At 35.2% G+C, this 12,543-nt stretch carries 9 protein-coding genes; 3 read left to right on the forward strand and 6 right to left on the reverse strand.

Going from position 1 to position 12,543, the window contains the following annotated elements; translation table 11 throughout:
- Positions 1 to 42: 42 nt before the first annotated feature.
- Together JST55_14060 and JST55_14065 are read left to right on the forward strand one after the other, a co-directional pair.
- Positions 43 to 1,332: a T9SS type A sorting domain-containing protein gene (locus JST55_14060; GenBank protein MBS1494634.1), complete on the forward strand. Its 1,290-nt coding sequence runs from the start codon at positions 43 to 45 to the stop codon at positions 1,330 to 1,332.
- Between the two features lie 70 nt (positions 1,333 to 1,402).
- On the forward strand, positions 1,403 to 2,668 hold the full coding sequence (locus JST55_14065) for a T9SS type A sorting domain-containing protein (protein MBS1494635.1): 1,266 nt from the start codon (positions 1,403 to 1,405) through the stop codon (positions 2,666 to 2,668).
- A gap of 266 nt (positions 2,669 to 2,934) precedes the next feature.
- Here JST55_14065 and JST55_14070 read toward each other — a convergent pair whose 3' ends face one another.
- A complete protein-coding gene (locus JST55_14070) occupies positions 2,935 to 3,603 on the reverse strand; it encodes a T9SS type A sorting domain-containing protein (GenBank protein ID MBS1494636.1) in 669 nt (222 codons plus the stop codon).
- A 9-nt stretch (positions 3,604 to 3,612) separates the two neighbouring features.
- Positions 3,613 to 4,101: an NADH-quinone oxidoreductase subunit NuoI gene (gene nuoI / locus JST55_14075; GenBank protein ID MBS1494637.1), complete on the reverse strand. Its 489-nt coding sequence runs from the start codon at positions 4,099 to 4,101 to the stop codon at positions 3,613 to 3,615.
- 235 nt (positions 4,102 to 4,336) lie between these two features.
- Between nuoI and JST55_14080 the strand changes: the two genes are divergently transcribed.
- Positions 4,337 to 5,797, forward strand: a complete 1,461-nt coding sequence (locus JST55_14080; GenBank protein ID MBS1494638.1) for a hypothetical protein — start codon at positions 4,337 to 4,339, stop codon at positions 5,795 to 5,797.
- Positions 5,798 to 5,894: 97 nt separating this feature from the next.
- Here the strand turns inward: JST55_14080 and JST55_14085 are convergent, their stop codons facing one another.
- The 4 genes from JST55_14085 to JST55_14100 all read right to left on the reverse strand — a co-directional run bounded on the left by JST55_14085 (position 5,895) and on the right by JST55_14100 (position 12,507).
- A complete protein-coding gene (locus JST55_14085) occupies positions 5,895 to 6,743 on the reverse strand; it encodes a T9SS type A sorting domain-containing protein (protein ID MBS1494639.1) in 849 nt (282 codons plus the stop codon).
- Between the two features lie 2,591 nt (positions 6,744 to 9,334).
- Positions 9,335 to 10,912: a T9SS type A sorting domain-containing protein gene (locus JST55_14090; protein ID MBS1494640.1), complete on the reverse strand. Its 1,578-nt coding sequence runs from the start codon at positions 10,910 to 10,912 to the stop codon at positions 9,335 to 9,337.
- Between the two features lie 285 nt (positions 10,913 to 11,197).
- On the reverse strand, positions 11,198 to 11,587 hold the full coding sequence (locus tag JST55_14095; protein ID MBS1494641.1) for an endonuclease domain-containing protein: 390 nt from the start codon (positions 11,585 to 11,587) through the stop codon (positions 11,198 to 11,200).
- A gap of 194 nt (positions 11,588 to 11,781) precedes the next feature.
- Complete coding sequence (locus tag JST55_14100) at positions 11,782 to 12,507, reverse strand: T9SS type A sorting domain-containing protein (GenBank protein ID MBS1494642.1); 726 nt, start codon at positions 12,505 to 12,507, stop codon at positions 11,782 to 11,784.
- Positions 12,508 to 12,543 lie beyond the last annotated feature (36 nt).

Below are 12,543 nucleotides of genomic sequence, written 5' to 3' on the forward strand. Positions count from 1 at the left end.
ATCTTTAATATACTTTAATACGTGTAGAAAACTTAAAAGTGTATGTTTAAACTTCTTCTGATATTATTTTTCTCATTCATTTTCTTAACTGTACAAGCGCAACAGTGGAAAGTTTGGAATTCTTCTAATTCAAATATTCCCACCAACAATTTAATTAATTTATACATTGATAGTAGCGGTATTATTTGGATTGGTTCAGGTGATTTTGGTTTGATAAGATTTGACGGCATAAATTTCAGTTCTTATAACTCAGGAAACTCACCTATGAAATCAAATTTAGTTAAGTCTATGTCAGTAGATAAATTTGAAAACTTATGGTTGTGTGCTTTTAGACAGGGATCAGGAAATGAAGGAGCATTGATGAAGTTTGATAGAAAAAATAACTGGTCATATTATAATTCTCAGAACTCAGGGATTGAAAACGGAAATCAATTTAGTGTTAATATAGATACAAATAATATTGTATGGTGTATCTATAATTCACTGAGCAAATTTGATGGGACTAATTGGTTTGTTTACGACTCAAAAAACTCTCCCTTAAGACCCTCAACGGCATCCGAAATCTACGTCGATAAACAAAACAACAAATGGATCGGTCTTGATTTCTATGGGTTATATAAGCTGGCAAATGATAATACATGGACCTTGTTTAGTCCTAATAACTCAGGAATTGGAGGAACTATAATAAGAAAAATTAGAGAAGATAATACTGGAAATTATTGGATTAATATTTCCTATTCAGGATTGTGTAAATATAATGCCTCAAGTAATTCATGGCAGAACTGGACTCCTCAAAATTCTAATTTAATTTCTGCACATCCATTAGGACTATTTATAGATAAAAGAAATATCAAATGGATTGGTTTTAATAGTACTGAAACAGGTTTGGCAGAATTTGCAGATACACAATTTGTATATTCTAATCCACCCGTTATTGGAAATGGAACTAACATTTACGATATAAAGGAAGATAAATTAGGTAATCTATGGATAGCAACAGCAAGTGGATTACTTGAATTTAATAAAAACGGTATAGTTGGTATTAATAATTCTTACGTTATTGTCCCTACAGCCTTTGAACTTTCTCAAAACTATCCCAACCCCTTCAATCCATCAACTACTATAATTTTTCAGATTCCGAAAAATAATTTTGTGAATCTGAAAATTTTTGATATAAACGGAAAAGAAATATCGCAGCTTGTGAATGAGACCTTAAACGCAGGCGAGTATAAAATAAATTTCGACGGCTCTGAATTTCCAAGCGGAGTGTATTATTACAAACTGGCGGGTGATAATTTTTCAGAAGTGAAGAAGATGGTGCTGGTGAAGTAATATTATTTTTCACTCATTATTTATAAATATCTTTAATTTACTTTAATACGTGTAGAAAACTTAAAAGTGTATGTTTAAACTTCTTCTGATATTATTTTTCTCATTCATTTTCTTAACTGCACAAGCGCAACAGTGGGTTGTATATGACCCATCTAATTCAGGTTTGCCCTCATATGGTCCTCTGTGCGTTGCAATTGATTCCAATGATGTAAAATGGATAGCTTCGGGAGGATTAAACAGATTATACAGTAATAATTGGATAAATTATAACGTAACTAATTCTCCGCTTCCTAACAATAGAATTCATTGTATTGCAATAGACGGTTCCAATAACAAATGGATAGCCACTGAAGGCGGAATAGCAGTATATAATGAGACCTCATGGACTCTTTACAATAGTTCTAATTCTCCATTACCTTCAAATCTAATTTTTGATATAGCAATTGATCAAAATAACAATAAATGGATTGCAACGCACTTGGGACTGCTTAAGTTCGATGGAACAAATTGGACCATTTACAATACTTCCAACTCGGGACTTTCTAATAATTTTGTAAGATCTGTTGCAATTGAAAAAGATTCAATAGTCTGGATAGGAACAAGTGGAGGAGGAATGTGTAGATTTATTAACGGTAACTGGACTGTTTTTACCGACACAAATTCGGGGCTTAATGCAAATCAAATTTATACAATTGTAATCGATAAAAATAATAAAAAATGGATTGGGTCTGAGAATTCGGGAGGATTATATAGTTATAATGATACTACTTTTACAAAGTATGATAGTTCTAATTCTACTTTATTCGAAAATGGAAACACTGACATAAATAGTATTCGAGTTGATAGATTAAACAAAAAATATATCGGAACAAAATACGACGGACTTCATTATTTCAACAATCAAAGTTGGACAAAATATAATGATTTAAATTCTGGCTTACCGAGTAATTTTATTAATAGTATTAGTATAGATAAATATTATAATAAATGGATTGCAACAGATGCGGGTGGCTTAGCGGTATATAATGAAACCGGAGTTGTAAGTATAAAAAACAGCTTATCAGTAATCCCCGATAAATTTTCTCTGAACCAAAACTACCCAAACCCTTTTAACCCTTCAACCACTATAAGCTTTCAGATTCCAAAAAATAATTTTGTGAATCTGAAAGTTTTTAATATAAACGGACGAGAAGTATCGCAGCTCATAAACGAAAACTTAAATGCAGGCGAGTATAAAATAAATTTTGATGGCTCTGAATTTCCAAGCGGAGTATATTATTACAAGCTGACGGGTGAGAATTTTTCAGAAGTGAAGAAGATGGTGCTGGTAAAGTAATCTAAATTTACACCCTTGGGAATGAGTCGGTAGGAGTAATTTCAAGGGAAAATGAAAATTCAAAATTGAGTAAAAAAAGTTAAGATTTCGTTCAATTATTTGTATGTTAAATCAATAGGATAAAATCGACTTTACATAATCTGGAAATAACTTAATGTTTTAAGAATAATTTATTTTCGCTCTCCAAATTTTCGCGAAACTTTTGCCAATAAAAAAGCCGCTATCCGCGGCTCTAAAATTACTTTCTACTTTCTACCTGCTACTTTCTACTTAGCCAATATCATCTTCTTTATATCCGATGAATACTGAGTCTCGAGTTTATAGAAATAAATTCCCGTTGAGAGTTCGGGATAATTCATCGCATTAAACTCGACTGTATAATTCCCCGCGCTCTGCTGCTCATCAATTAGCTTTGCAACTAACTGCCCAGTCATAGTAAATACGCTCAGGCGGACATTGGAAGCTGACTTAAGCTCATATGTAATAAGTGTAGAAGGATTAAATGGATTAGGTGTATTCTGATGCAGCTTGAAATCAGGTATATCACTGATGCCAAGCTTTAACTCTTCATTGGATATAACAGCATCACTTGCATTAAGCAATGTGAGTCTGTAGAAATAAACACCGTTCTCTGTTTTAGAATCTTTATAGGAGAATGAGTAAACAGTCTCTTCTGCCTTCGTGTCTTTTTTTAGATAATCCGTAAACAGAACGTCATCTACTTTTGTAAAAGCAGCCTCTGAAGATTTACGTGATTCTAATCTGAACTTATAAAGATTATTGGGATTGGAAATTTTCCACGAGAGCGATACCTCGCCCTTTTTTACCTTCGCAGAAAATGCTGATAGCTGGTTATCTGTTTCAGGCGTATCTATAGCATAGGCATTTAGCGCAAATAAAAATATACAGGATAATATCAGGGACCGGATTTTCATTATATCAAATTACCTGTTTTCTTTTAAAAAGTCCAATCTTTTCTGAACTCTTTCTTTCGGGAATAAAAGCTTATCTTTACCATAAATTGCCTCGGGCTGATTGTTAAACACCAGCTCAAATTCATCACTCATTACAATCGCTTCTTCAGGGCAGACCTCTTCGCAAAAGCCGCAGTAAATACAGCGAAGCATATTTATTTCAAACTTTTCAGGATATCTTTCTTTTTCAAGTTGTGTCTCGCCTGCCTGGACTTCAATAGCAAGCGCAGGGCAAACCCTTGAGCACAATCCGCATGCAACGCACCTTTCTTTTCCGTTCTCTTCTACAAGTACCGGACGTCCTCTGAATGAAGGCGGGGAAACCCATCTCTCTTCAGGATACTGACGTGTAAACTTCGGCTTGAACATCTGCTTGAATGTCTGAGCAAGACCTTTTACGATCTGAGGTAAATAAGTTTGTTCAAGTACAGTTAGATCTTTCTTTTTTATCACAGGCATAGATTATATAGTGCGTTTGTTTATCTAATTTAATTTTTTAAACTATACAAATTATAGCTATACAAGATAAAATAAAAATGATTGAATTAAAATTCCTTTTGTTGGTCATTAAACTGTAAATATATTCACCTGTTTATTAAACTGTCTTATTTATATTCTGAATTCTTTTACATCTGTTTTATTTCTATTATCTGAATTCGGTTTCTTAATATTACCTGAACTTCTAAATTGCTTTATGCTTTCTGCTACAACTGTTGAGATTTTAAAACGTTTAAGTTCAGCTGAACTAAAAAGATTTGGCGATTTTATAAATTCCCCATATCACAATTCCACAGCCTCTCTTGAAAAAATTTATAAAATAGTTTTGAAAGCCCGTCCCGATTATTCATCGCCCGCACTGGAATATAAGAACATATGGAAAAAAATGTTCCCTCATGAAGAATATAAAGAGAAACGCATAAAAAATCTGTATGCTGATTTCAGTATCATCCTGAAAAAATTTATCGGCTATGAAGAGATCGCAAATAAAAGCTATGAGCTGGACCTTCTTACAGCTGAAAGCTTATCGGCAAAAAATCTCTTTGACGCTTCTGCAAAATTTATAAAAAAAAGCATTGCCAAACATGATACAGGACTGATTACCGATCATATAAAGCTCTTATACAATCAAAGAATAAATATTATTCAAAGAGATAATTTTCAGCATGCCGGCGCTGAAACGAAAGAGCAGGATTACAGGAATGTTCTGACAGTAATTTCTGAGTCCATGATAACCAGGTTCCTCAGAATAACATATACTGAAGCCTATTCTATTGCTACTGAAGAAGCTATAAGTTCTGAAAAAGGAATAATGATAGTTGATGCATTCTTGAATGTGTTTGACATGGAGAAATTTTTAGAAACTTTAAAAAGGGAAAACCATAAATATTATTCTTATTTAAAAATAAATTACATGCTCTACTATCATATGAAGTCTGATATAAATGAAGAGCAATTATATGATTTAAAGAAAGAGATTTTCAATATAATTCATAAGGTTGAGAAGTGGGAAGCATACACTTTTATATTCAGGACAATTGATTTAATCCTTGTTAAAATGGTAAGGTCTGACAGAAAATATTACCGCGATATATTAGACTTTGCAAATCTGTTTCGTGAACTTAAAATCTTCCCTGATGACTCAGGCAATGTTTTCACAATTGGCTGCTTCAGAGATGCATTTATGCCTGCTATAATTTTGAAGGAGTATGAATGGGCGGAAAATTTTGTTTATGAGTACGCGCCTTACCTCGCAGAAGATACCAGAGAGAGCGAGCTTAACTACTGTCTCGGCATTTTAAGTTTTAAGAAAGGAAAATTTGAAGAGTCGTTAAATTACCTGAACAAATTAAAACTCGTTCATCTGGTGCAAAAAATTTCTATCCGTTTTTATTATCTGATGAACTATATAGAGCTGAAAGCATATGAAACTGCGCTTTCCTCTGTACAGACATTAAGACAATATTATAATGACAATAAAGATATGCCTGAAATATTTACAGTCAATTTTACCGAATCACTAAAATATTTTCAGGAAATAATAAAATGCGAAATGGAAGGGAAAAAAATTGACGGCTTTCTTTACGAAATTGCTAAAAACGGGAAAAATTTTAACCATAGACAATATATTCTGGAAAAAATGGAAAAGCTGCTGTGAGTTATGGATTATAGTTATGATAGTTATTTATAAAAGCAATGCCCCTTCTTAAAAATTAAAGAGACATTACTTTATAAACTTTTAACTTTGCAACCTTCTACTTAATAAGCACCATCTTCTTCACATCTGAAAATTTATCTGTAGTCAGCTTATAAAAATAAGTTCCGCTTGGAAGCCCTGCCGCGTTAAAATTGACATTATAATATCCTGCCTGCTGGACTTCATTTACAAGTTGATCAACTTCCCTTCCATTCATATCAAATATTTTCAATGAAACGAAATTTGTAACCGGCAATTCGTAATTTATTTTTGTGGTTGGATTAAAAGGATTAGGAAAGTTCTGCGATAACACAAATTTTTTGGGAGCTCCGATTATGACTTCACTGGCTAAATCATAGTAATGGAAGTTGCCGTTGAAATCTATCTGCTTTAATCTGTAGTTATATTTGCCTGAAGTATTATTTACATCTGTAAAAGAATAATTGCTTGGAGTGTTAGTGTTTCCATGTCCTACTATGTTGCCTATTTTTTTCCATACCAATGCATCTGATTTTCTTTCTATATCGAATCCCGAATTATTCTGCTCTGAGTTTGTTGCCCAGCTTAAATTTACGTTACTGCCATTTATACTTGAGGTGAACGATGAAAGTTCGACGGGCAATAAATTTTCTACGTTTCCGGCCACACCAAAATCTGAAAATGAGGTTCCGTTGCGATAATATAAAACAGGATTTATTGTTGTGCCCGTGGTAGGAATATAGTTTGAATAATTCCATCCCCATGGATTTGAACTGTCATGTCTTTTTATAACTGTGATATAATTAATATTTGAAACATTCGGAATTGCATCTCCTGTAAGCTCAAGATTGTAATTAAATCCTGCAAGCCCGTCCCCTGCTGATATTGTCCAGTATTGCGGCGCAAGATTAATGAGGTTCACATGCATTTCAGGTGCAGGAATATAATTACCGTCCCCTTGCGAAGGCAATGAACCTGAGCCTGAATTATGAAATGTAGCAGTCAGCGTGCCGCCTGTTGCAACTGAATTAAATGAAATCTTTGCCTGGGCAAATGCGCCTGAACCGTTATCTAATGGAAAAATTTTATTCAACGCTGCTCCGGTTGAAAACCATCTTTTGATTGTTCCTCTTATCGAACCGCCGTTTCGGATTATTTCACCCGGATTAGAAACACCTGAACCGATTGTTATTGTATTTCCCCCAGTATTTAAAAATGCAGCGCTTTGTTCAAGCGTAAGAGTTCCGTTAATATTTAAGTTACCGCCAAGAGTAACAATCTGATTGTTGCTGATATTGAGATTATTCAAATCAGTTAAGCTCGATGGTATAGTTATACCCGGCATAAATCCTGAAACGATAAGATTAGAACTTGATGTACCTGTAAGATTTGTAATTGTGCCCGATAATGGATTACAAATATTAAGCGTTGCCGGGCCGATATTCAATGGTCCCGATAAAGTTACTGCTCCGGTTACTATTACCGTTCCGCTTAAATTTACTCCTGCAGCGTTTACAGATTGAAGGTTTGCATAAGTACCGGCGGGAATTGTTTGAGCAGTAATCCCTGAAAAACTATACATACCTCCGTCACTGTTGCTGAATGAATTAGTTGTAAAGCCGGTGACCTGAGTTGTAAGATCTCCTGCCAGGCTTAATTTCCCGCTGGACGAGCCTTTTAGAGTACTTGTACCTTTTCCCGTTAAGTTATAATTGTTTAGTTTTGCAAAGCCTGATATATTTGCCGTCCCATTATTGATATTAATGCTGCTTGTAAACAACACACCTGCTGCCTGATTATTGCTGATTGTAAGATTATGTAAATCCGTTACAGATGATGGTATGACAATTCCGTTTCCTGTTCCGCCAACCGTGAAATTTGAGTTAACATTTGAAATTAAATTTGTTCTCGTTCCCTGAATAGCATTTCCTATACTAAGAGTCTTTGCACCGATGTTAAAATTGCCTGATGTTAAAGTTAAAACCCCAGAAATAGTAATATCTGAACTCATAGTAACACCCGAAGAATTATTTATTGTAACATTGGTTACAGTGGAAGGAAGTCCGTTTCCTGTAAACTGTGCTGCCTCACCATTGTAAATATAGTTTGCTGATGCGTTAAAATTTCTCGTTGTAGTCTGAACATTTCCTGCTGACCCTGATGTTGTTATTCCATTTGCCGAGCCGATGTTTATATATGAACCTGATGCTGCCGTAAACGATGCTGCACCTGATTCAAGTAGAGAGTATGAACCGAATGAAATTACTCCACCCGATAAAACTGTGAGAGCCTGTGACGTTACGAGAGATATATCGCTTGTCAGTACTGCTGCCGATCCTGAATTTATAGTCCAGCTGTTCCGTGAGATTACTCCTCCGGTGCTGCCCGACTTTACACAAGTGTAGAGGTTAGATTCGTTAAGCAATGTCTTTACTCCCGCATTAGTAATAATTGAATTTGCAAAAACTGTAACGTTATCAACTCCGAATTTCCCGTGTGAAGAAAATCCGTCTCTACCTGTTCTGTCTGATGCGCTGCCTGAATAAGCATAAATTCTGATTGTAATGGTGCTCCAGTTATCTGCTCCGGAAGGTAATGAAAAGATGCCTGAGTTTTTAAAAGTACCATTGCCCGTAAGCACAGGTGATGTTGTAGCAGATAAAAAATTGATTCCGTTGCCGCTGAATAAAACTCCTGTTCTTGCAGGTCCGTCTTCTTCCGAAGAATTATCGAATGAAAGTGTTATACCTCTGAATCCTGATGTATTTACAACAAACTGATAATAATAATCTGCGCCTGTTCCCGGGTCTGTTGTTTCACTGCTCCAGCCACCTTGCTGTGTAGTAATTGCCTGACCTGTTGCTGCCCCAAGATTAAATAGTCCTGCTCCATTCATATTATCAATATGCACAGCCGAGCCGTGCCCGCCAAACTTCTCAAGAGCTCCGCTTCCGGAGTTTATTTGCGCTTCGACTGAATTTTGAAATGAAGTACGGTCAATATTATCTTCGAAATCGTAATATAAAATCGGAATTTGAGCATTTAAACTCTTTGTCATAATTATTAATAAAGCCAATAAAAGAACAATTTGGGATATTTTTTTCATAGGGAGATATTTTTTATACCGGATTTAAAATAATTTCAACAAAGATATTCTATTGCGAATACCTTAGCAAAAAGAAATTTTTTTAAAATCCTGCTGAAAAATTGTTTTATCTCACACTATTTTAATAATTTTACATATATTTGACACTATTTTTTATCATCTGAAATTTAAACTAAAAAATATAGTTTACATACTATTTTATTGATTTAATTTACATTAATTCAACAATATAGAGCCCTTATATAAAGTATTACTTTATATAAGGTGATAAATTTAGAAAAAATGAAAAATACAATGATAGGAGTAAATTCTGCTTAACTCACTTTAGAACGTGGTGGAGATGGACTATTCTCTAAAAAAAGCCCTGAGGAAAGAATCCCACAGGGCTTTGATCTTAAAATTTAGTTTAAATTTTATTTAACTATTGTAAGCTTCTTCGTCTGTGTAAACTTGTCAGTCTTTAGAGTATAATAATATGTTCCTGATGATAAATTGAAATTAGTTGAATTGAAGTTGACTTCGTATGAGCCGGATGTCAGAGTTGAACCGTTCATTAACTCTGCAACCATTTTTCCCTGTACATTATAAACCTGCAATGTAACCGCCTGCGTTTCAGGGATAGAGAATTTTATTTTTGTCTCGGGATTGAACGGATTAGGATAGTTCTGCTCAAGTGAATATTTCTCCGGTACAACTCCGCTTATCTGATTTACATTTGTAGGGAAATCAACAATGGCTGTGTAGATACTCATGTTACTGCTTGAACTACCGTTTAGTCTTGCCCAGATAGGACGAATCTTCCCGTTGTATGCAGAGACGTTTGTGTAGTCACCAAAGAATACTCCCGACGTAGGAGTGAACGGTGAGCTGCTTACTTTGAAATTTGTAAAGGTCTCGCCGCCATCCGTTGAGCGCGCCATGTAAACATCCGTAGCATTGCCTGATGTATAATTTCTTCTGTCATAGAAAACAAAATATAGAATACCTGTTTTCTGGTCTATTGTCATCCATGTAAAAAATTGCTGTTTACCTGCAGGATCATCGTTAACTCGTTTTACAGCGCTCCAGTTTGCGCCGCCGTTAGTAGATTTTATAAGCCATACATCTGTATCAGTCACTCCGTTTCTCTGGTCAGTCCAGTTTATATAAATTGTTCCTCTGTTAGGTCCGTTGCTTAAGTCACAGGCCGTAATAGGTAAGCCGTTTGCTCTGTAGATTCCGGGTACACCGTAATCCCATCCGCCCGGGTGAGCCGTTACAAAAATATCATTGGCAAGCCAAGTGTTTCCGGCATCAGTGGATTTATCCATAACAATTCCAAGCGGTCCCGACCATGCAACATAAATTTCACCGTTTGGTCCTACACAAGGAACAGCGCCTTCAACTGTGTTATCGGCATCGATACAGTCACCTGCCCTTTGATTAATTCTTGTTACTGTACTCCAGTTTGCTCCTCCGTTTGTTGAACGCGCAAAAACTATATTGGAACTGTCGGAAGGATTTGAACTTCCATAGCTGTCAAACTGAGTCCATGTTACATATAAATTATTGTTACGCGGGTCAACACATCCCCAGGCTTTATCCTGCTGCTTAGGTGGAACATATCCGACTGAACTTCCGTCAGACCAGTTAGCACCTCCGTTAGTTGATTTCTGAGCAACTATTCTATCAATGAAATATCCTCCGTTGGGATTTGTTAAGTGCAGATAATAAAAATTGCCAAGTGTATCTGTGAACAATGCAGGGTCGCCCCAAACAGAATAAGATGAAGTAAGGTTAGCCTTAGTCCAGTTTGTGCCGCCGTTAGTCGAATAATAATAGCTGCTGATATTAGCGCCCCCCACTACCTGGTTTGGATTTTTAGGATTTATCCAGATAGAAGGTTCATTTGGTGATGATGAGCCTGAATCTATTCTTATGTTCGTATATTGCGCCCATGCAACAGACGAGCTGAATGTTAATATTAAAATAAAGAGTAAGTACTTTTTCATTTTAGGTTTAGTTTTATACTGCAAAGATAGTACAGGTGGATGTATAGTTGTAGTCAAAAATAAGATGTGATTTGATAATTATTTCTCTCTCAACTTTAGCCAGAAATAAGAAACACTATTATTTTAAAAAAAGAGCTTCCTTTAACCTCCCCCTTAATCCCTCCCGTCAAGGCGGGACAAGCTCTCCTTAGTAAGGAGAGGGAAACGATAACTTCTTTTATGTAGAGTAAAGCTAGAATAACTCCTAAATAAGGAATGTAAATCACGAGAATAGAACCCCATCCTTTATAAGGAGGGGGCAGGGGGAGGTAAATTGCGACTAATTTCTATTTCATTCTTAATCTTATTAAGAACATTATCAATTGATTTATAGATTTCTTCATTTGAAAATCTAATTACCTTTATTTTTCTTTGCTTCAAATAATTTGTCCGAATTTTATCATACTCAATTGCATCTTTATCATCATGCACTTCACCATCCAATTCAATTCCTAGTCGGAGTTCTATTGAATAAAAATCTAAAATATATCTATCAACACTGTATTGCCTTCTGAATTTTATCCCATGAAATTTCTTATTCTTTATTTCATCCCAAAGTAACTGCTCTGCTTTAGTAGAATTGTTCCGAAGAAATTTTCTCGCTTCCTTTTTTTCGGGTTTGTTGTAAAGCTTCATCTCAGCCGATTGAATTCTTGCCTTTAACCTCCCCCTTAATCCCCTCCTTAGTAAGGAGGGGGAAGAAAATTCATTAAAACTTATAATAATAAAAAAACAGCCGACAGATGGTGAATTACAGGGGCACCTGAAGGCTGTTTCACTGGTATTATAAATAATACCAAAATTTGATTATTATATTTTTTAGAACAAATCTATTTTACTAAAACCATACTTTTTATAGAAGAGAATTCATCTGTTTTAAGAGTGTAATAATAAACACCGGATGATAAATTTGCTCCAGAGAAATCTGCTCTGTACTCCCCTGCCTGCATGAACTGATTTACAAGGTCGGCAACTTCTCTTCCCATCATATCATAAACTTTCAAGCTTACGTTCTGAGCTTTAGGGATTGAGAAATTTATATTTGTTATAGGGTTGAACGGATTCGGATAATTTTGTTTAAGCTCAAATGATTTTACTGTAGAAGAAATATTAGTAATAGCTGTTGTTGTTCTTCTAACATAAAAAGTTACCTCCTGAAACTGAGACGGATTATCATTATCAAACATTCTTACAGTTTGAGTACCAACACCAGGGTTCGGAACTGTCCAGGTAACTTCAAAAGTTGAATCAACTTCTCCCGGAGCTAAATCAACTGTGCCGGATGGAGGAATAATTTCCGTATTCACATAGCATAAACCATAACACATATCAGCAGCCCAACCCGAAGGAATAACTCTAGCCATCTTCTGAAATTTTATGTGCAATGTTGTAGCGCCTGTATTTCTCATTACTGCATAAGTATAATATGTATCGAATGTACCGCCGTTTTCATAACGCGCAGTATCAGCCCCTAATTTTGTAAATGTAAAACTCTGCGATTGTGCGCATGTTGCAAATGCGAGCACCGCGAAACAAATAAGTAATGCTTTTTTCATTTTGGTTGGTGAATGATGATTATGTAATATTTTTTA

The organism is Bacteroidota bacterium (assembly GCA_018266835.1).
Lineage (GTDB): Bacteria > Bacteroidota > Ignavibacteria > Tepidaquicellales > Tepidaquicellaceae > JAFDZO01.